General features: G+C 71.1%; 16 protein-coding genes and 1 pseudogene. 12 read left to right on the plus strand and 5 right to left on the minus strand.

The window, feature by feature from the left end; all coding sequences use genetic code 11:
• Window positions 1-13: 13 nt before the first annotated feature.
• Together dnaJ and AB0K15_RS24190 are read left to right on the plus strand one after the other, a co-directional pair.
• Window positions 14-1,189 carry a molecular chaperone DnaJ gene (gene dnaJ, locus AB0K15_RS24185; protein WP_364054458.1) on the plus strand — a complete coding sequence of 392 codons (1,176 nt, stop codon included), beginning with the start codon at window positions 14-16 and terminating at the stop codon, window positions 1,187-1,189.
• 5 nt (window positions 1,190-1,194) lie between these two features.
• Window positions 1,195-1,629, plus strand: a complete 435-nt coding sequence (locus tag AB0K15_RS24190; RefSeq protein WP_220245238.1) for a helix-turn-helix transcriptional regulator — start codon at window positions 1,195-1,197, stop codon at window positions 1,627-1,629.
• Window positions 1,630-2,405: 776 nt separating this feature from the next.
• Here AB0K15_RS24190 and AB0K15_RS24195 read toward each other — a convergent pair.
• From AB0K15_RS24195 to AB0K15_RS24205, 3 genes are all read right to left on the minus strand, one after another.
• Window positions 2,406-3,113 (minus strand): dienelactone hydrolase family protein, encoded by a 708-nt coding sequence (locus AB0K15_RS24195; protein WP_364054461.1) that lies wholly within the window; start codon window positions 3,111-3,113, stop codon window positions 2,406-2,408.
• Between the two features lie 11 nt (window positions 3,114-3,124).
• On the minus strand, window positions 3,125-4,297 hold the full coding sequence (locus AB0K15_RS24200; protein ID WP_364054464.1) for a globin domain-containing protein: 1,173 nt from the start codon (window positions 4,295-4,297) through the stop codon (window positions 3,125-3,127).
• A gap of 252 nt (window positions 4,298-4,549) precedes the next feature.
• A complete protein-coding gene (locus AB0K15_RS24205) occupies window positions 4,550-5,725 on the minus strand; it encodes a globin domain-containing protein (protein WP_364054467.1) in 1,176 nt (391 codons plus the stop codon).
• A 375-nt stretch (window positions 5,726-6,100) separates the two neighbouring features.
• Here AB0K15_RS24205 and AB0K15_RS24210 point away from each other — a divergent pair, with 375 nt between their 5' ends.
• The 4 genes from AB0K15_RS24210 (at window position 6,101) to clpB (ending at window position 12,823) form a co-directional block, all read left to right on the plus strand.
• The gene (locus tag AB0K15_RS24210; protein ID WP_364054470.1) at window positions 6,101-6,586 is read left to right on the plus strand and encodes a MarR family winged helix-turn-helix transcriptional regulator; all 486 of its coding nucleotides are present in this window, start codon (window positions 6,101-6,103) and stop codon (window positions 6,584-6,586) included.
• Window positions 6,587-6,622: 36 nt separating this feature from the next.
• A complete protein-coding gene (locus tag AB0K15_RS24215; protein ID WP_364054690.1) occupies window positions 6,623-8,707 on the plus strand; it encodes an MFS transporter in 2,085 nt (694 codons plus the stop codon).
• A gap of 240 nt (window positions 8,708-8,947) precedes the next feature.
• Window positions 8,948-10,135, plus strand: coding sequence for an MFS transporter (locus AB0K15_RS24220; protein ID WP_364054473.1), 1,188 nt, complete (start codon window positions 8,948-8,950; stop codon window positions 10,133-10,135).
• A 93-nt stretch (window positions 10,136-10,228) separates the two neighbouring features.
• Window positions 10,229-12,823: an ATP-dependent chaperone ClpB gene (gene clpB / locus AB0K15_RS24225; RefSeq protein WP_364054476.1), complete on the plus strand. Its 2,595-nt coding sequence runs from the start codon at window positions 10,229-10,231 to the stop codon at window positions 12,821-12,823.
• Between the two features lie 426 nt (window positions 12,824-13,249).
• Here the strand turns inward: clpB and AB0K15_RS24230 are convergent, their stop codons facing one another.
• Window positions 13,250-13,936 (minus strand): SDR family NAD(P)-dependent oxidoreductase, encoded by a 687-nt coding sequence (locus AB0K15_RS24230; protein ID WP_364054479.1) that lies wholly within the window; start codon window positions 13,934-13,936, stop codon window positions 13,250-13,252.
• Between the two features lie 58 nt (window positions 13,937-13,994).
• Here AB0K15_RS24230 and AB0K15_RS24235 point away from each other — a divergent pair, with 58 nt between their 5' ends.
• Window positions 13,995-14,435: a MarR family transcriptional regulator gene (locus AB0K15_RS24235; protein WP_364054482.1), complete on the plus strand. Its 441-nt coding sequence runs from the start codon at window positions 13,995-13,997 to the stop codon at window positions 14,433-14,435.
• Window positions 14,436-14,535: 100 nt separating this feature from the next.
• Window positions 14,536-15,180 (plus strand): annotated as a pseudogene (locus tag AB0K15_RS24240) (hypothetical protein); the annotation flags it as partial.
• A gap of 636 nt (window positions 15,181-15,816) precedes the next feature.
• Here AB0K15_RS24240 and AB0K15_RS24245 read toward each other — a convergent pair.
• Complete coding sequence (locus AB0K15_RS24245) at window positions 15,817-16,566, minus strand: hypothetical protein (RefSeq protein ID WP_364054485.1); 750 nt, start codon at window positions 16,564-16,566, stop codon at window positions 15,817-15,819.
• Between the two features lie 55 nt (window positions 16,567-16,621).
• On the opposite strand from AB0K15_RS24245, the gene AB0K15_RS24250 reads away from it, so the two are divergent.
• The 4 genes from AB0K15_RS24250 (at window position 16,622) to AB0K15_RS24265 (ending at window position 20,707) form a co-directional block, all read left to right on the plus strand.
• Window positions 16,622-17,389, plus strand: coding sequence for an SDR family oxidoreductase (locus tag AB0K15_RS24250; RefSeq protein ID WP_364054488.1), 768 nt, complete (start codon window positions 16,622-16,624; stop codon window positions 17,387-17,389).
• A 76-nt stretch (window positions 17,390-17,465) separates the two neighbouring features.
• Entirely contained in the window at window positions 17,466-18,209 is a 744-nt protein-coding gene (locus tag AB0K15_RS24255) for an ABC transporter ATP-binding protein (protein ID WP_364054491.1), read from the plus strand.
• Window positions 18,209-19,498: an ABC transporter permease gene (locus AB0K15_RS24260; protein WP_364054494.1), complete on the plus strand. Its 1,290-nt coding sequence runs from the start codon at window positions 18,209-18,211 to the stop codon at window positions 19,496-19,498. The genes AB0K15_RS24255 and AB0K15_RS24260 overlap by 1 nt, the downstream gene beginning before the upstream one ends.
• 48 nt (window positions 19,499-19,546) lie before the next feature.
• Window positions 19,547-20,707, plus strand: coding sequence for an FtsX-like permease family protein (locus tag AB0K15_RS24265; RefSeq protein ID WP_364054497.1), 1,161 nt, complete (start codon window positions 19,547-19,549; stop codon window positions 20,705-20,707).
• Window positions 20,708-20,714 lie beyond the last annotated feature (7 nt).

The raw sequence follows: 20,714 nt of genomic DNA on the forward strand, positions 1-20,714 counted from the left end.
GAGGAGGCACCCGATGAGTGCTCGGGAGTGGATGGGCAAGGACTTCTACAAAGAGCTGGGTGTCTCCTCCGACGCCACCGCGGACGAGATCAAGAAGGCCTACCGCAAGCTGGCCAAGGAGAACCACCCCGACGCCAACTCGGGCAACACCGCGGCCGAGAACAAGTTCAAGGCCGTGTCCGAGGCTTACGGCGTGCTGTCCGACCCGGCGAAGCGCAAGGAGTACGACGAGGCCCAGCGCCTCTTCGGCTCCGGCGGCTTCGGTGGGTTCCCCGGCGGCGCCGGTGGCGCGGGCGGCTTCGACATGGGCGACATCTTCGGCCAGGCCGGCGCTGCCCAGCAGGGCGGGTTCGGCGGGCTCGGCGACATCCTGGGCGGCATCTTCGGCCGTCAGGGCCGGGCCGGCGGGGCCGCGTCGGCCAACCGGCCGCAGCGTGGCGCCGACGTCGAGACCGACGTGCGGATCGACTTCACCGAGGCGGTCAAGGGCGCGACCCTGCCGCTGCGGCTGTCGAGCCCCGCGACGTGCGCGACATGTGGCGGCAACGGCGCGAAGCCGGGCACGTCGCCGCGCCAGTGCCCGACGTGTGGCGGTTCGGGTCTCGTCAGCCGCAGCCAGGGTGCGTTCGCGTTCTCCGAGCCGTGCCGTGACTGCCGCGGCCGCGGCCAGATCATCGACGACCCGTGCCCCGAGTGCGGCGGCGAGGGCATCAGCACCCGCACCCGCACGCTGACCGTGCGCATCCCGCCGGGCGTCGACGACGACCAGCGGATCCGGTTGGCGGGCCAGGGCGAACCCGGCCGCGGTGGCGCGCAGGCCGGTGACCTGTACGTGCGCGTGCACGTGGCACCGCACAAGCTGTTCGGGCGCAAGGACCTCGACCTGACCCTGACCGTGCCCGTCGACTTCACCGAGCTCGCGCTGGGCACCACGATCACGGTGCCGACCCTCGAGGGCAAGGTGTCGCTGAAGGTGCCCGCGGGTACCGCGAGTGGCCGAGTGTTGCGCGTGCGCGGAAAGGGCATTCAGAAGCGGGACGGCTCACAGGGTGATCTGCTGGTGACCCTGCAGGCGTCGGTCCCCGCCAAATTGGACGACAAGGCGCGCGAAGCCCTCGAGGCCTACGCGGAGGCGATGAAGGGCCACGACCCGCGGCCTGAGGTGACCGAGATGCTCGAAGGCAGGTGAGGGTGATGTTCGGCGGAATCCCGGGACTCCCGCACGGCGCGGACGAGGACACCCCCGTGTTCGTGATCTCCGTGGCAGCCCAGCTCTCGGGCCTCCACGCGCAAACCCTGCGCTCCTACGACCGCCAGGGCCTGGTCTCCCCGGGCCGCACCTCCGGCGGCGGCCGGAGGTATTCGATGCGCGACATCGCCCTGCTGCGCGAGGTCCAGCGCCTCTCGCAGGAGGACGGCGTCAACCTCGCGGGCGTCAAGCGCATCATCGAGCTGGAAAACCAGGTCGACGCCCTGCGCGCGCGGGTGCACGAGCTGACCGAGGAGCTGGCGTCCGCCTACGCCGCCGCCGAACAAGCCGCCGCCGCGGTGCACGCTTCGTACCGGAAGGACCTGGTGCCGATGAGGCAGCAGACGTCTTTGGTGGTGTGGAAGCCTAAGCGCCGCTGAGGTTTTTTGCTGGGACAGCCCCTTTGCCACCGGATGGTGGCGGAGGGGCTGTTTCGCGTTTGTGGCGCAAGTGGCCGCTTCGCCGCCGCGCGGCTGCCGCGAATGGTCCCCTCGCGCCGTGGCCGGTGGCACGACTGGACCATTCATGCCGGATGGCTGCGTACGGGTGGACCTTTCGCGCGTGCGCTCCGGCCGCGAGCGGGTCCTTCGCACCGCGCATGTCAGCGCGAGCGGCGCCTTCGTGACGGCGTCGGCGTTGCGAGTGGTCCGTTGGAGCAGCCGGTCGAGCGCGAGCTGTCCCCTCGCGCCCGGTGCGCGGGCGGTCCCTTCGCACTCTGCCGCGTGGCGCGACTGGTCCTTTCGCGCCCGGGTGGGGTCGCGAACTGTCCTGTCGCGTCGGGTAGGTGAGCGACTGGGTGGTTCGGGCCGCGTGGTTCGGCGTGAGTGGACCATTCGCGCCGTCAGCGTGGGGCCGTTCGCGCTCGGCTGGCGGTGCGAGTGGTCCTTTCGCGTCCGGGTGGGTTGCGAAGTGTCCGTTCGTGCCGTGGGACGTGAGCGACTGGACCGTTCGTGCCGCGCGCTGCGGCGCCGGTGGACCGGTCGCGGCCGGGTGCGCAGCCGGTGCCTTCGCGTTCTGCCAGTGGTGCGAGTGATCCCTTCGCGCCGTTCCGGCCCAGCGAGCGGTCCGTTGGCGACCGTTGTACCTGTGCGCGACTGGACCATTCGCCCGGGGCGCGAGCGGGCCGCTCAGGCAGCGGCGAAGCCGCCAGGCGCCGTCACGCTTCCGAAGGTGCCTTCAGGTACTCCCCGAAGAAGGTCATCACGCGCTGCCAAGCGTCGCGGTCCGAAGGTTCGTGGTAGCCGAACCCCACTACCTTCGCGAAGGCCGCCACGGGGGCCGGGCCCATTTTGTTCGCGAAGCTGTGGCCGGCGTCCGGGTATTCCTTCACGTCGTGCGGAATCGAGCGTTCCGACAGGGCCGCCGAGAGTTTCGCGGCGGCGCCGCGCAGGGAGGGGTCGCGGCGGCCGAAGCTGGCGACCACGGGGCAGGCGTCGTCGAGGGCGGAGAGGTCGCGGGGCAGCTGGCCGTAGTACGGGGCCGAAACGTCGAACGACCGCGAAGCCGCCACCAGGGCGAAGCCGCCGCCCATGCAGTAGCCGGCGATGCCGATCTTGCCGCTGCAGTCCGCACGCGCGGACAACAAGACGCGCGAAGCCTCGATGTCGTCGAAAGCGCGGCCGCTGCGCGCGAACATGTCCTTGAACACCTGCCGCACGCAGCGGAACAGGCCGCCGCGGGAGTACAGATTGGGGCTGAGCGCCAGGTACCCCTCGGAGGCGAACCGGTCGGTGATCTCGCGGGCGTCCTTCGACAGGCCGATGGCGTCGTGGATGATCACGACGGCCGGGAACGGGCCTGGACCAGCGGGTACTGCGAGGTAGCCGGTGATGTCGCCGTCCGGGGTGGGGATCGTGATCTCCATGCCCCGAGAGACTAGTCCAGGGTGAAGGGGTCGTACCGGATCCGTTCGAGCTCCACGCCGGCGGCCAGCAGCTTCGCGACCGTCCCGCGGATCATGTCCGGCGAGCCCGCCACCAGGACCTCGCGGTCCTTCCAGGTGCCACGCTGCGTCACCGCGGTGGCCAAGGTGCCCCGGTCGCCGCCGGGGATCGCGCCTTCCTCCGTGACCGGGGTGACCGTGAGCCATGGCGAGGTGACGGCCAGGCGGCGCAGCTCGTCGAGCGCGTACAGGTCACCCGGCTTGCGGCCGCCGAAGAACAGGTGGACGGGCGGGTTGCGCTTCCAGCGGGACAAGTCGTCGAGGATCGCCATCAGTGGCGCGACGCCGGTGCCGCCCGCGATCATCAGCAGCGGCCGCTGGTCGGCGGTCGGCACCACGGACAGCGCGCCCATCGACGGCCCCAGCCGCCAGACGTCGCCGGCGTGCGTGTGGTTCACGATCGCCCGCGAGACCCACCCGCCGGTGACCGCGCGTACGTGGAAGGTGAGCAGGCCGTCGTCGCGGGGCGCCGTCGCCATGGACAGGTACCGCCACAGCCGCGGCCGCTGCGGCGTCTCGACGCTCACGTAGCCGCCCGAGCGGTACGGCAGCAGTTGCTCCGTGCGCACCCGCACCAACGCGACGTCGGCCGAGAGTTTCCGGTGCTCCAGCACCGTGCCGCTCCACCACGCCTGCCCCGTCTCCTCCGCCGCGGCTTTGCGCATCGTCTCGGAGATCAGCTGGTACGCCGACGTCCACGCCGTTTCCACCTCGGGCGTCCACGCTTTGCCGAGAAATCGTTTCATCGCGCTGATCAACGCGGTTCCGACGGCGTCGTAGTGCCGCGTCACCACGTCGAACTTCCGGTGGTCGCGGCCCAGTTGACCGAGGAACGTGGTGAGTTCGTCGGGTCTGTCCACCATCTGCACCACGTACACGAGCGCCCGCAACAATCTGCTCCGCTGTGTGGCCATCGTCACCGGGAACAGATCCCGGGCATCCGGCGCGATCACGAACAGCGCTCCGTAGAAGTACTGCGCCAGCTCCTCGGCTTTCGGCTCGACCAGGGCGAAACTCTCGCGGATCACCCGCGCGGTCTCGGAACCGGGCAGCGGTCTGCGCACCGAAGCGGGCGCAAGGTCGATCTTCACGGATTCAGCACTCATCGGGAACGGTTTTCTCCAGTCATGCCAAGCAGTTTCAGTCTTCACGCGGCTTTGCGTACGCGTGCCGCCCCCGAGGAATCCCGACTGTAGGCGCCACTGGAGAAAAACGGGTGTAGTTAACGCCGTTCCCGCTCGAACGGAGCAATTATCGACACGGCTGGTAAACTCGATCTGGCGCTCAGTGAAAATGATCTTCCGCGGTTTCCCTTGGCAGAGAACACTTTTCGTGGGCCGATAACCGCCCAGCGTGCATCAATCGATGGTGAACGGGTCGTACTGGATCTGTCCCAGCACGCTTCCGGCGACCAGCATGCGGGAAACCGTCGCGCGGATCATCGAGGGAGAACCCGACACGAGAATGTCGTGGTCGGGCCAGGCTCCATACCGCGTAACCGCTTCCGCCAAGGTCCCCTGCTCGCAACCGGGCAGGTGGTCGCCGCGTTCGACGACCGGGGTCACGGTCAGCCACGGGTTCGTGGACGACAGCGCGCGCAGCTCTTCGAGGTCGTAGAGGTCCTCTCGCGCCGGACCGCCGTAGAACAGCCGCGTCTTGGGGTTCTCGCCCCACATCGCCAGGTGGTCGAGGATCGAGCGCAGCGGTGCGACACCGGTTCCGCCCGCGACCATCACGACGCCACGGGACCGTTCGCGGTCCACGGCCATGCGCCCCAGCGGCGGGCCGAGCCGCCAGACGTCCCCGGGCTGCGTGTGGCTCACGATCGCGCGCGAGACCCAGCCGCCGTCGACTGCGCGCACGTGGAACTCGATGCCGCCGTCCTCGCGCGGCGCGTTGGCCGGCGAGAGGTAGCGCCACAGCCGCGGCCGCTGCGGCACCTCCACGCTCATGTACTGCCCCGGCAGGTACGGCACGGGCTGCTCCGGCAGCAGTCGCACCAGCGCCAGGTCCCAGGTCAGCCGCCGGTGCTCCACGACCGTCGCGTGCCACGACGCCGGGTTCCCGTCCGAGGCCGCGGCCTCCTGCATGGCGCGCGCGACGATCGTGAACGCCTCGGCCCACGCCCGTTCCACCTCCGGGGTCCACTGCGGCCCCAGGTGGTTCTTCAACGCGGCCAGCAGCGCCGTGCCCACGGCCTCGTAGTGGCGCGGGATCACGCCGAACTTGCGGTGGTCGCGCCCGAGCTGACGCAGGAACGGCACGAGGTCGTCGGGCCGGTCCACCATCTGCACGATGTGCACCAGCGCGCGCACGAGCCGCCCGCGTTGCACTTCCATGTTGATGGGGAAGAAGTCGCGCGTGACCGGGGCGAGCGTGAACAGCATCCCGTAGAAGAACTGCGAGATCTCCGGGATGAAGGGCTCGGACATCGCCCAGGTGTCACGGATCAGCCGCACCATCGCGGCCACGGCGGCAGGCGTCTCACGGGGCGCCGCCGAGCGGGGGATCGGGCTGATCGAATCGGCTGTCATCGAGTGTCGTTCGCAGGTCGGGGGCGGTTCGGGGACGCGGACGGAGCTATCACGGGCGAGTGGCGGGCCCGTGGCAGCACTCCGGCTCAGGTCGACCTCTGCGGTCGGCGCCGAGGGAATTCACCACTGTCCCACCTCGTTCCCCTCAATAGTCTTCAGGACGCTGTCGTCGCGTCCCCTGACTGCGGCTCGTCCGCAGAGTAGCCGCCCTGCGGCCCTTTGCCAGCAACGTTGCTCCGGTCGGGTTACCGGCAGGTTGGCGGGCGTGGGGCAGGTCACCGAATAGATAGTTGCCCTACGCAACCATCAAGCTATAAACTTGTATGGCACAACCAAGTGGACGCTCGAAGCAGTGTCCGGTCCGGGAGGAAACCGATGAGCTCTGCCGACGACGTCAGGGTGGAACTGATGCGGGAGCTCCGGACCGCTTCGCAGCTGCAGCACCTGTGGATCATGCAGGCCTGGGAAGCCGAACCCGGCCTTCACCCGGCCGCCGGGATGCTGCTGTCGGACCTCGCGAAGCACGGTGAAGCCCGGCCCTCCGAGCTGGCCAAGCGCAAGCTCGTGGACCTCTCGGTGATCAGCCGCCAGATCTCGCAGCTGCAGGCCGCCGGCCTGGTCGACCGCCGCCCCGCCCCGGAGGACGGGCGCGCGTCGCTGATCAGCATCTCCGAGAAGGGGCTCGCGGAGGTCGAGAGGTGGCGGGAGCGCTACATCGCGTTCTTCGAGAAGGCCCTCGGTGGTTGGGACGAGGAGCGGATCGCCGACCTGACGACCCGGCTCGCGGACATGAACAACGGTCTCCGCACCGTGCTCGGGCCCCCCGAGTGCGCGGAGGACCAAGCGGAAGTCGGGAAGTGACGAAGCAAGTTGAGTACCAACCTCGCCGGTGAGCAGATGAGCCACCGGCAGATCATGAAGGCCTTCTCCGGCCTGTTGCTCGCCCTGCTGGTGGCGATGCTGTCGTCGACGATCGTGTCCAACGCGCTGCCGACCATCCTCGCCGACCTGCACGGTTCGCAGAGCCAGTACACGTGGGTGGTCACCGCGACGCTGCTGACGTCGACCGCGACCACCCCGATCTGGGGCAAGCTCTCCGACCTGTTCAGCAAGAAGCTGCTGTACCAGCTGGCCATCGTGATCTTCACGCTCGGCTCGGCGCTGGGCGGCATCTCGCAGTCGATGCCGGAGCTCATCGCGTTCCGCGCGCTGCAGGGTGTGGGCCTCGGTGGCCTGCAGGCGCTGATCCAGGTCGTGATCGCCGCGATGATCGCCCCGCGCGACCGCGGCCGCTACTCCGGCTACACGGGCGCGGTGTTCGCCGTCGCCACCGTCTCCGGGCCGCTGATCGGCGGCCTGATCGTGGACTCGCCGCTCGGCTGGCGCTGGTGCTTCTGGGTCTGCGTGCCCATCGCGGTGATCGCGTTCGTGGTGCTCGGCCGCACACTGCACCTGCCGGTGCTCAAGCGCAAGGTCCGCATCGACTGGCTGGGCGCGACCCTGCTCGTCGGTGGCGTCGCCCTGCTGCTGATCTGGGTTTCGCTGGCCGGCGCCACCTTCGCGTGGGCCTCGTGGACGAGCGTGGCGTACGTCGGCGGCGCGGTGATCGCGCTGGCGCTGGCGGTGCTCGTGGAGTCGCGCGTCGCCGAGCCGGTGGTGCCGCTGCGCCTGTTCCGCAATCGCACCTTCACGCTGGCAGTGCTCGGTTCGCTGGCCGTCGGGACCGCGATGTTCGGCGGTTCGGTCTTCCTCGGGCAGTACTACCAGATCTCGCGCGGCTTCTCGCCGACTCACGCGGGCCTGATGACGCTGCCGCTGGTGCTGGGCCTGGCCCTCGCGTCGACGAGCGCCGGACAGGTCATCTCGCGCACGGGCCGCACGAAGCCGTTCATGGTCGCCGGCGGGATCTCCCTGCTGACCGGGCTGTTCCTGCTCAGCACGGTGGACCACGCGACGAACCTGACGCTGATGGGCGGGTACCTCGGCCTGGTGGGCATCGGGCTCGGGTTCCTGATGCAGAACCTGGTGCTGGTCGTGCAGAACACCGTGGCCATGAAGGACATGGGTTCGTCGTCCTCGGTGGTCACGTTCTTCCGCTCGCTCGGCGGCGCCGCCGGTGTTTCGGCGCTCGGCGCGGTGCTCTCGGCCAAGGTCGCCACGAACATCACGTCGTCGCTGACCCGCCTCGGCCTCCCGGCCGGTGACGCGGTGCACGGCGGGGGTGGCACGTTCGACATCGACGGCCTGCCTGCCGCGCTGCAGCCGATCGTCCGCGCGGCGTTCGGCGACGCGACCGGCACGGTGTTCCTGTTCGCCGGCTTCATCGCCGTGGTGACGCTGCTGGCGGTGGTTTTCATGAAGGAGGTCCCCTTGCGCCGGACTCTCGACGCCGACACCACTCCGGTCGTCGCACCCGCGCCCACGGCCGAGGTCGCGACTGCCTTGCGCGGCCGCGTCCTCGACACCGACGGCCGCCCCGTCTCGGGTGTGGTGCTCACGCTCACGGACGCCTCGGGCCGCCAGGTCGACGTCGGCCGCAGCGCCCGCAACGGCGAGTTCGCCCTGGTGGCGGGCTCCACCGGTGAGCACGTGCTGCTCGCGACCGCGGGTTCGCTCCCGCCGGCCGTGTCCACGGTGCGCCTCACCGGCACGCCGGCGTGGCACGACCTGCTCCTCGGCGGCACGGGCGGCGTGACCGGCCGCGTCCGCACGGCCGGTCGCCACGCCGCGGTCGCCGGCGCGGCCCTGACGCTCACCGACAGCGCCGGCAAGGTCGTCGGCTCCGGGCTCAGCGGCAGCGCCGGTGCGTACGACCTCGACGGTGTGCCGGCGGGCGCGTACACGCTCACGGTCACCGCGTACGGCCACGCGCCGCACGCCGAGCCGCTCGCGGTGAACCTCGGCACCCCGGCCCACCACGACGTGGTGCTGGAGGCCGAACCGGAGTTCGCGCGCCACAGCGGCACGCTCAACCTCGGCTGACCGCGTTCCCGACCGAACCGCTCGAGCCCCGGCCCCCTACGCCGGGGCTCGAGCGCGTCTTCCCGCCGCTGATCTCCCGGCGCCCGGGTGCAGGCTAGTTCGACCGCGCCGGAACCCCTCCCGGTCAACCGGACGGACGTGGCCGGGGAAGCGCGCTCTACCGCCAGTGGCATTCGGCGGCTCGCGAAGTCTCCTTCCGGCCCTGACCTCGGGTCCCGCTCCGGCGGTAGCGTCCTGGACGTGACGCGGAGCCGGGTCGCGTTGTTGTGCGCGCTGGGGATCGACAACTTCGGCTCCGGCCTGTTCCTGCCGTTGGCGCTGGTCTACGTGACGCGCGTGGTCGGTGTCCCGCTCGCGCTGGCGGGCACGGCCGTCACGCTCGGGACAGTGGCGGGACTGGTCGTGCCGCCGCTCGCGGGCCGGCTGGTGGACCGCACGGGGCCACGGGCGGTGATCGTCGGCGCGCAGCTGCTGCAGGCGGCGGGCGCGGCCGCGTACCTCATCGCCGACGGCGTCACCGCGGTCGTGGTGGCGGCGATCCTGATGGCAGCCGGACAGCAGCTCTTCTACAGCTCGCTCTACGCGCTGATCGCCGACGTCGCCGGCGACGTGCCGAAGGACCGGCCGTTCGCCGAGGTCGGCATGGTGCGGGCGGGCGGCTTCGGGCTCGGCGGGCTGACGTCGTCGGCGATCCTGATGTGGATCGGCGACGGCGGGTACGGCGTGGCGCTGGCGGTGGACGTCGTGACTTTCGTGGTAGCGGCCGTGCTCATCGCGGGGGTTGTGCGGCCGCAACGGCGGAGCACGGCGTACCCGAAAGCACGCAGCGGTGTGCTGCGCAACCGGCCGTACCTGGCGTTGATCCTGTTCAGCGGAATGTTCGGGCTGTCGCTGGACTTCTTCCTCATCGGTACGCCCGTGTTCGTGCTCGACCTGCTCCACGGCCCGTCCTGGTTGCCGGGCGCGATCCTGTTCCTGCTCACGGTGGTCACCAGCGTCGGCGGCACGGTCGCGTTGCGGCTCACGCGCCGGCTCAACCGCGTCGCGGCGATGCGTGGCGGCTCGGCGCTCTTCGCCGCGTGGTGCGTGGTCAGCCTGGGCGTGCTGGTCGTGCCGCGCAGCTGGCAGGTCGGATACCTGCTGGCCGCGACGCTCGTCTACGCCGCGGGTGACCTGGTCTTCGGGCCGCGCTCGGGTGCGCTGGCCGAGGCCGCCGCCCCGCCGGAAGCGAAGGGCCGGTACCTGGCAGCGTTCCAGTACGCGTTCACCGTCGCGCAGGTGCTGGCGCCGGCGGTGGTGGCGCTGTTCTCCGTGTCGGCCTGGTTACCCTGGGTGCTGGTCGGCACCTGCGCTTGCCTCGCCGTCGCGGGCCTGGGCAGGCTGGGACCGAGGCTTCCGGCGGACGCGGTGACGCCGGTTCAGAGTTGAGCGGAACAGACTCAAGTTTTCTGACGTTGTACAAGTCGATGGTCCTTGGTCAGGGCTGTCACCTGGACTTTCACAGAGCGCATGAGGTGAGGGATGGACGCTTTCAACCCGACCACGAAGACCCAGCAGGCGATCTCGTCGGCGGCACAGGCGGCCACGATGGCCGGCAACCCGCACGTTTCGGCCGCCCACCTGCTGGGCGCCCTGCTGGCGCAGGGTGAGGGACTTACCGCACCACTGCTGACCGCGGTCGGGGCCGACCCGGAGGTGGTGCACAAGGAGCTCGACCCGATCATCCACGCGTTGCCGTCCGCGACGGGCGCCACCGTGTCGACCCCGCAGTTCGACACGAACGCCGTGAAGTCGCTGACGCACGCGCAGAAGCTCGCCACCGAGCTCGGTGACGAGTACGTGTCGACCGAGCACCTGCTCGTCGGCCTCGCCACCGAGGGCGGCCAGGTCGCGGAGCTGCTGAAGCGCCACGGCGCGACGCCCGAGGCGTTGCAGGAGGCGTTCGCGAAGGTGCGGGGTTCGGCGCGCATCACGAGCGCCGATCCGGAGAGCACGTTCAAGGCGCTGGAGAAGTACGGCGTCGATCTGACCGAGCGCGCCCGCGCCGGTGAGCTCGACCCGGTGATCGGGCGTGACACGGAGATCCGCCGAGTCGTGCAGGTGCTTTCGCGGCGGACCAAGAACAACCCGGTGCTGATCGGTGAGCCGGGCGTCGGCAAGACGGCGATCGTCGAGGGCCTGGCCCAGCGCATCGTCGCCGGTGACGTGCCCGAATCGCTGCGGGGCAAGCGCGTGGTGGCCCTGGACCTTGGGTCCATGGTGGCCGGCGCGAAGTACCGCGGTGAGTTCGAGGAGCGGCTGAAGGCCGTGCTCAAGGAGATCACGGACTCGGCCGGCGAGGTCATCACCTTCATCGACGAGCTGCACACGATCGTCGGCGCCGGTGCCACCGGCGAGGGCGCGATGGACGCGGGCAACATGATCAAGCCGATGCTCGCGCGCGGTGAGCTGCGGATGGTCGGCGCGACCACGCTCGACGAGTACCGCCAGCACATCGAGAAGGACGCGGCTCTGGAGCGGCGCTTCCAGCAGGTGCTGGTGGGCGAGCCGTCGCCGGAGGACACGATCGCGATCCTGCGGGGGCTCAAGGAGCGCTACGAGGTGCACCACGGTGTCCGGATCACGGACGCCGCGCTGGTGGCCGCCGCGACGCTGTCCGACCGCTACATCACCGCCCGGTTCCTGCCGGACAAGGCGATCGACCTCGTTGACGAGGCCGCCTCCAAGCTGCGCATGGAGATCGACTCCCGCCCCGTCGAGATCGACGAGGTGGAGCGCGCGGTGCGGCGCATGGAGATCGAGGAGATGGCACTGTCCAAGGAGGACGATGCTGCTTCTTTGGAGAGGTTGTCCGCGTTGCGGGCCGAGCTGGCCGAGAAGCGGGAGACGTTGACCGCGTTGACCGCTCGCTGGCAGAACGAGAAGGGTTCGATCGAGCGCGTCCGCGAGCTCAAGGAGCAGCTGGAGCAACTGCGCGGCGAGTCGGAGCGCGCCGAGCGTGACGGTGACCTTGGCAAGGCCGCCGAGCTGCGCTATGGCCGGATCCCGGCGCTGGAGAAGGAGTTCGAGGCGGCCACGGCCGCGTCGGAGGTCAGCCAGCAGAACGTGATGCTGAAGGAAGAGGTCGGCAGTGATGACATTGCCGACGTCGTCTCTTCGTGGACCGGCATCCCCGCCGGCCGGCTGCTCGAGGGCGAGACGGGCAAGCTGCTCCGCATGGAGGAGGAGCTCGGCCGCCGCGTGATCGGGCAGGAGCAGGCCGTGCAGGTCGTGTCCGACGCCGTGCGGCGGGCGCGGGCCGGCGTCGCCGACCCCGACCGTCCGACGGGCTCGTTCCTGTTCCTCGGCCCGACCGGTGTGGGCAAGACGGAGCTGGCGAAGGCCCTGGCCGAGTTCCTGTTCGACGACGAGCGCGCGATGCAGCGCATCGACATGAGCGAGTACTCCGAGAAGCACTCGGTGGCGCGGCTCGTGGGTGCCCCTCCGGGCTACGTCGGCTACGACCAGGGCGGACAGCTGACCGAGGCCGTGCGGCGGCGCCCTTACACGGTCGTGCTGCTCGACGAGGTCGAAAAGGCGCACCCCGACGTGTTCGACGTGCTCCTGCAGGTCCTCGACGACGGCCGGCTGACCGACGGCCAGGGCCGGACGGTGGACTTCCGCAACACCATCCTCATCCTGACGTCGAACCTCGGCTCCCAGGCCATCGCCGACCCGTCCCTGGACGAGAACCAGCGCCGCGACGCGGTGCTGGAGACCGTGCAGCGGCAGTTCAAGCCGGAGTTCCTGAACCGGCTGGACGACATCGTGGTGTTCCACGCCCTCGGTACGGAGCAGTTGACGTCCATTGTGGACATCCAGGTCGCGCGGCTCGCCGCGCGTCTGGCCCAGCGGCGGCTGCACCTGGAGGTCACCGACGGCGCCCGCGAATGGCTGGCACTGAACGGCTTCGACCCGATCTACGGCGCCCGGCCGCTGCGCCGCCTGGTGCAGTCGGCGATCGGCGACCAGCTGGCGAAGAAGCTGCTGTCGGGCGACATCCGCGACGGCGACACCGTGCGGGTGGACATTCCGCAGCTGGAGGCCGGAGACACGCTGACTGTCGAGCGGGTCTGACGGCTGGGTGGTTCTGAACGGCCCTTCCACTTCGGTGGGAGGGCCGTTCTGCGTTCACGGGCTGGGTGGGCCCGCTGTGGTGCGCTTTCGTGCCCTGTGCGCGAGTGGATCGTTCGTGCCTGCGGACCGGCGCGAGTGGAACGTTTGTGTCCGCAGACCGGCGCGAGTGGTCCGCTCGTGCCGCGGCTCGATCGCGAGCGGTCCTTTCGCGCGGGTTCGATGGCGTGAACGGTCCGTTCGTGCCGGAGCTACCGCGCGACCGGACAGCTCGAAGAAAGTTGAGGATGTGCGCGCAGGGACCGCTCGCGCCGCGCGGCGAGGGGATCGTTCGTGCTTGGCTGTGGACGCGAGTGGACCGATCGTGCCGCGGTTCGATCGCGAGCGGTCCTTTCGCGCGGGTTCGGCGGCGTGAACGGTCCGATCCCGTCACCAGGCGAGTTCGCGCCCGTCTTGGAAGGACTTGCCCGTCGGGCCGTCCGGGGCCAGCGTGGCGAGGCGGATGGCTTCCGCGGCGCCCTCTTCGGGTGTGCGTAAGCCGCGGAAGGCGTTGAAGGCGGTGGCCACGTGGCCGGGGCAGGCGGAGTTGACCTTGATTCCGGTGCCGGCCAGTTCGTGGGCATAGTGGGCCGTAAGGGCATTGAGTGCGGTTTTCGAGCTCGAGTACGGCATCGACGGCCGTCCGGCCCACGCGCCTGGCTCGGCGAAGGAGCCGCGCATGCTCGAGACCATCACGATGCGGCCGGCGGGTGAGTCCCGCAGCAGCGGCAGGAACGCGTTGGTCACGCGGACGACGCCGAAGACGTTGGTCTCGTAGACCTCGCGCATCGCGGCAACGTCCTCCTGGGACGGCAGGGCGTAGCCGCCGGTGTTGGTGCCGGCGTTGTTGACCAGCACGTCGAGGCGGCCGACCGTCCGCACGGCGGCGGCGACCTCCTCGTCCGAAGTCACGTCGAGCCGCACGAAGCGGCCGCCGGCTTCCGTGGCGGCCGCGGCGCCGCGGGACCGGTTGCGGGCGCCGAGCCACACGTCGAAACCGCGGGCGGCCAGGCCGGCCGCGATCGCCTTGCCGATGCCGGTGGCGGCGCCGGTCACGAGAGCGGTAGGTGTTGTCATGACAACACCGTACCTCGGAGGGTGTTGTCATGACAACGAGGCAGTACAGTGACCCGCTGTGGATCGGCTGGCCGGCGACGAGCTGGAGTTCTGGCACGCGTTCAAGCACGCGGCGGAGTCGGTGCGCGCCCGCATCGCGGAGGACATCGCGGCGGCGACGGGACTGTCCGATCCGGACTTCGGCGTGCTCACGCGCCTGGCGGACCACGCGGGACGGCTGCGGCAGAACCAGCTCGCCGAGTCGATGGGCTGGCACCGCAGCCGGCTGTCGCACCACCTGACGCGCATGGAACAGCGCGGACTGGTCGAGCGGCAGCCCGCGGACGACGGCGTCGAGGTCCTGCTCACGGAGTTCGGCCGGGCGGAAGCCGCACGCGCTCGGCCCGTGCACGCCGCCGCCGTGCGGGAGCACCTGCTCGAGCCGCTGGGCAAGGACGACGTCGCGACTGTCAAAGCGGCGCTCGACCGCCTGCGAGCCGTGAAAAGGCCCAGAGATTAACCGATTTGTCGACCCGGCACCGGGCGCTGTCCCGAAAGGGGCGCGCCGACACGGCGCGGGCGTTCAGGGGTAGAGGCCGAGCAGCGATACCCTCACCGTCGTGGGTATCTCGGCGTGGATCTGGTTCGTCATCGCCGCCGTCGCGCTGGTGGCGGGGCTCGGCCTGCTCGCGGCCGACCGGGCCAAGGAAGGCTCGCGCAACCGCGAGCGCATGCGCTGGGCCCAGTTGCGCGGCTGGCAGTTCGTGGAGGAGGACGAGCGGCTGCCCCGGCAGTGGTCGGGCGGTGCGATCGGCTACTTCGGCGCCGACGCGGCCGTGAACGTCGTCGCGGGCTCCACCTTCACCTCCGACGGCCGCCGTCCGGTGTTCATCTTCGACATCGAGTCCGAGGGCCAGATCCCGGCGACGGTGGTGGCCGTGCGCTGCAACAAGACGCACCGCGTGCCGGTCGAGATGTGGCTGTCGAGCGTGCCGTTCCAGCGCGAGAACATGCCGGAGATGCTCGGCCCGATCGGTCAGCGCTACGCCTTCGCCGACGACTCCGAAGGCGCCCGTGCGGTCATCACCCAGGAGCTCGTCGACGCGGCCGACCAGCTCGGCGGCGACGTCGGCGTGGCGTGGCTCGAGAACGAATGGGTGCTGGCGAGCGTCGTGCCCAACGCCGGGCCGTCCCGCCTCGAACGCCTCCTGCGCGACCTCGGCGAGATCGCCGACATCGTCGACCCCTTCGACGAGGACTACGACACCGGCCGCACCTGGACCCCCGCCGCCGGCACGCCCGCGCCCGGGGCCGCTGCCGCCTCGGAACCCCGCTCGGCCACCCGCGCCCCGTCCCCGGCGGACACCCGCGCGACCACCCCGGTCGACACCCGCGCGACGACCCCCGTCGAAACCCGCCCGGCCGACGCCCCGACCCCGCCCGCGCCCCGCGCCCCCTCCAGCGGCCCGAGCACCTTGGGGTCAGTCCCGGCGACCCCGCCGGCGAAACCGGACCCGGACGTCGACGAAGACTGACCCCGAACGCGAAAACGGCCGCCCCGCGAGGCGGCCGTTTTCATGTCCGGCACCTTCAGGCCACTTCCGCCACACGCAACCCCACGGCGGCGCGCAGCGCATCCACCCCTCTGGCCGCCTGAGCACCTACGGCCCCGTCGCGGCCGCTCTGCCGGCCCGCCCGGCCCCGACGAAGCCTGGCCCCGCGCGCAAAAACGGCCGCCCCGAAAGGCGGCCGTTTTCATGTCCCGCTCAACCCAAAGGCGGCGTCGACAGCGCCACCGGAGTCCCGAACGCCGTCACCCCCACCGATTGCGTCTGAGACACCCGCGGCGAAACCGAAGCCGCCGTCGAAACCCGCGCCGAAGCGGCGTCCGCGGCCGCCAGCTATCCGCGGAAACCGTTGCCCGACAACGACTGCGTGGTCAGCAGGAAGCCCGAAACCGGGCCGACGTCCGCCGTGGCGATGTGGCGCTGGCCGACGTCCGACACGTCCAGCGAGCCGACGAACTGCCCCATCCCGTGCTGCTCCGAGTTGGCCACCACCGAACCCAGCTCACCGAAGTCCACGGCGTGGCCGGACGTCCGGTGCACCCCCACGCCACCGCCGAGATCGCCGGCGAAGCGCCCGGCGCCGACGTCGCCGGAGGAATCCGTGAGGACGTCGACGCTGTGGGGCAGCCAGACGCCCTCCGCGGTGGAAGCGCCAACACCGGAGCCCGGCGAAGAAGACGTGACCCGCGACGAGTTCCCCGCCATCAGCCGCACCGGCGGGCCCGCTTGGACTTCGTGGCGCTGTGACTGCGAAAAACCGTTTGTCGTTTTCACCGCTGTGAGTGAATCCGAAAGGCCGTAGCCGGTGGTGTCGGACACCGCCTGCGTCACGGAAGAAGCCGCCGACACCGGCAACCCCCGCGTCGCCACGGAGGTGTCGCGCACGACCCCCACCGACGCCGCCGAGGAGTGCGCGGAGTGGTCCAGACTGCCGTGCTGCTGCAGGTCCAGCGGCAGGCCGTCGAGAGGAAGTGTGGGATCGGCCAGCGCGGACGCGGGGCCGGCGAGCAGCAGTGCGAGGGGTGCCGCACCGGCGGCCACCTTCGGGAGGTAGCCGGGCTTTCGCTGGGTGTGCTTGCCCATGGGGCGGACGATACTTCGCCACTGGGACAAACGCGACTGCAGGTAGGTTCGCCCCATGACCGCCACCGCCGTGATCACCGGAGCCACCGCGGGCATCGGAGCGCAGTTCGCGCGCACGCTCGCCGCCGAGAAGAACGACCTCGTGCTCGTCGCCCGCGACCAGGAGCGCCTCGAAGCGTTCGCCCAGCAATTGGCACAGCGCCATCAAGTGAACCTGGAGGTCCTCCCCGCTGATCTGTCCGAAGTAGACGGCCGAGCGAAGGTCGAGGAACGCCTCGCCGCCGGTCCCATCGACCTGCTGGTCAACAACGCCGGGTTCGGCCTCTCCGGCGACTTCTGGAAGATCTCCCCCGACGCGCTGCAGCGCCAGCTCGACGTGAACGTCACCGCCGTCCTGCGCCTCACCCGCGCCGCGCTGCCCGGCATGGTCGAGCGCGGCCACGGCGACATCATCAACGTCTCCAGCGTCGCCGGCTTCTTCTCCGGCCGGGGCTCCACGTACACCGCCAGCAAGAACTGGGTCACGTCGTTCACGGAGGGCATCGCCACGTCGCTGCCTCCAGGCGTGCGCATGATGGCCCTGTGCCCCGGCTTCACCGCCACGGAGTTCCACGAGCGCGCGGGCCTGGAGAAGGAAGGCCCGCGGGCGTTCTGGCTCGGCGTGGAGCAAGTCGTGGACGAAGCGCTCACGGACCTGCGCCGCGGCAAGGTGATCTCCGTGCCGAGCCTGCAGTACAAAGCACTGGTCGCCGTCACCGGTCTGCTGCCGCGCGGGGTGCTGCGCCGCCTGTCGGCCGGGTTCGGCAACCGCAGCCGCACGTGAGGTAGGGCTGCCCCCACCCCTGCCCGGCGAGCTGGCACCAGGGTGCGAACCGCCTTCGCTGCCTAGCGTTTTCCCCATGACGGATGAGGCAGTGCGGCTGCAGGCCGTGCGGAAGGACTACGGGCGGGTCACCGCGCTGGCGGGCGTCGATCTGGTGTTCCCGCGCGGCGGGTTCACCGCCGTGATGGGGCCTTCGGGCTCGGGCAAGAGCACGTTCCTGCACTGCGCCGCGGGTCTCGACCGCCCGACGGCGGGCTCGGTGCACCTCGACGGCCAGGACCTCGCGAAGCTGTCGGAGACGCAGCTGACGAAGCTGCGCCGCGACCGGATCGGCTTCGTGTTCCAGGCCTTCAACCTCCTGCCCGCGCTGACGGTCGAGCAGAACGTCGTGCTCCCGCTGCGCCTGGCGGGGCGCCGTGTCGACCGCAAGCTGGTGACGCGGATGCTCACGCACGTCGGCCTCGCCGATCGGCGCCGGCACCACCCGGGCGAGCTGTCCGGCGGCCAGCAGCAGCGCGTGGCCATCGCGCGGGCGCTCGTGGCGCGCCCGGCCGTGCTCTTCGCCGACGAGCCCACCGGCGCCCTCGACACCCGCACCGCGGCCGAAGTTCTTGCCCTGCTGCGGGATTCCGTGCGCGGCGGGCTCACCGTCGTGATGGTGACGCACGACCCGGTCGCCGCCGCGCACGCCGACCGCGTGGTCTTTCTCGCCGACGGCCGCGTCGCCGGCGAGCTCACCCACCCGACGCCCGACGCCGTCGCCGCGCGCATGACGCACCTCGGCGCGTGGGCCGGCGCCGTCGCGGTCGGTGGTGCCTGATGTTCCGGCTCGCGCTGCGCACGCTCCGGCTGCGCAAAGGCGGCTTTCTCGCGACGTTCGTGGCCGCGTTCCTCGGCGCGGTGATCGTGTCGGCGTGCGGTGGCCTGATGGAGACGGGCATCCGCGCCGACACACCCCCGCAGCGGCTGGCGGCCGCGCCGATCGTCGTGGCGGGGCAGCAGGAGATCCGGCTGCCGAAACGCGATCCGGGCGAGGGCAAGCTCAAGACCGAAGCTGTCGCGCTGCCGGAAACCGTGCGCCTGGATCCGGCGCTGGCCGCCAAGATCCGCGCGACACCCGGTGTGTCCACTGTGGTCAGTGACGTCACCGTTCCCGTGGCGCTGCCGCAAGGACCGGCCAACGGCCACGCCTGGGATTCGGCTGTGCTCACGCCGTACACGCTCACTTCCGGCCACGCTCCCGGCGACGGTGAGGTCGTCGTCGCCGACGTGACCGCGAGACCCGGCGACACCGTCCGGCTGGCCGCCCGCGGTACCGCCGGCACCTACCGGGTCGCCGGCGTCGCCACCGCGCCGACGACTCGGCCCACGATCTTCTTCACCGCCGCCGAAGCCGCACGCCTGGCCGGGAACCAGGTCGACGACTTCGGCGTGTTCACCAGCGAAGACCCGGCCACCGTCGCCGCGCGCCTGAACCTCGGCGACGGGATCGTCGCCCTCACCGGTGACGACCGCGGCCACGCCGAGTTCCCGCAGGCCGACGCCAGCGGCACCAACCTCGTGGTGCTCTCCGCCGTCTCGGGCGGGCTTTCCGTGCTCGTCGCGTTGTTCGTGATTGCCAGTACCTTGGGCCTCGCGACACAACAGCGCCGCCGCGAGCTGGCTCTGCTGCGCGCCATCGGCACCACTCCGCGGCAGCTGCGCCGGATGGTGCTCGGCGAGGCGGTCGCGATCGGCCCGCTCGCGATCGCCGTGGCCGCCGCGCTCGGCCCACTGCTCGGCCGCTGGCTCTTCGGCCGCCTGACGGACGCCGGCGTCGTGCCCGGCGTCGTGCAGTTCCACCAGGGCTGGCTGCCGATGGTCGTCGCCGCCGGCGCGACGTTGCTCGCCGTGGTGCTCGCGGCCCTGGTCGCGGCCCAGCGCGTGAGCCGGATCCGGCCGACGGAGGCGCTGGCCGAGGCCGCGGTCGAGCGCCGGTGGCTCACGCCGTTGCGGCTGATCGTCGCCGTGCTCTGCTTCGGCGGCGGGACGGCGCTCGGGATCGTGACGCTCGCGGTGATGACCGGTCCCATCGCGGCGAGCACGGCGGGACCCGCGGTGATGCTGTGAGCGATCGGCGTCGCGGCGATCAGCCCCGGCGTCACGAAATTCATGGCGATGCTGCTGCACGCGCCGGTCCGCCTGCTCGGCGGCGTCACCGGCTGGCTGGCGCTGGCCAACACCCGGGCCGCGGCGACGAAGGTGTCGGGCGCGGTCACGCCGATCATGCTCGCCGTCGGCATCGCGACCGCCAACATCTACCTGCAGACCACCACCCAAGCCGTGTCGCAGCAGGCCTTCACCGAAGACCTGCGTGCCGACGCCGTGGTCGCCGCCCCGGCCGGCGTCAGCCCCGAGTTGCTCAGGCGCGTGCAGGCCGCACCGGGGGTCGCCGCGGCGTCGGAGTACGTGACCAGCACGGTTTTCGTCACCGCGCCCTACGACGACAGCCAGGACGACGACGGCCACGCGGCCCTCGGCCTCACTGCCGGCAGTGCCGCGCAGACGACGTCGGCGAAAGTCACCGCTGGCAGCCTCGACGCACTCACCGGCGACGCCGTCGCGTTGCCCGCGACCGTGGCCACGCAGCTGCACCGTGGTGTCGGCGACGTTGTCACGCTCCGGCTCGGAGACGGGCACGAGGTGACCACTCGCGTCGTCGCGCTCGTCGACCAGCGTGCCGGGTTCGAGACGCTGCTGTTCCCCGCCGGCCTGCTCGCCGCCCACACCACCGCGGGCCTCGCGCCGCAGGTGCTGGTGCGCGCCGCGCACGGCGTCGACCAGGCGCGGCTCACGGCGAGCCTCACCACGGCCACCGCCGGCCAGCCCGTGTCCGTCGGCGACCGCGAGTCGCTCCTCGCCGCGCACGCGACCGGTGACGCGGTGGGCGCGTGGGTCAACTACCTGATGATCGGGATGATCATCGGCTACACCGTGATCTCCGTCGTGAACACGCTCGTGATGGCCACCGCGCGCCGTCGCCGCGAGTTCGGCCTGCAGCGCCTCGGCGGCTTCACGCGTATGCAGGTGCTGCGCATGGCGGGCGTCGAAGGCGGCCTCATCGCGACGATCGGCGTGGTGCTCGGCACGGTCGTCTCCGCGGGTGCGATCGTGCCGTTCTGCCTGGTGGCCACCGGTTCGCCGCTGCCGACCGGCCCGATCGGGATCTACCTCACCGTGGTGGCGACCGCCACCGTGCTCGCGCTGGTGGCGTCGCTGGTGCCCGCTTGGGTGGCCACGCGGGCGCGGCCCGTGACGGCCGTCGCGCTCGGCGAGTGACGAGCGG

It is taken from the genome of Amycolatopsis sp. NPDC049253, from assembly GCF_040678995.1.
Classification (GTDB): Bacteria; Actinomycetota; Actinomycetes; order Mycobacteriales; family Pseudonocardiaceae; genus Amycolatopsis.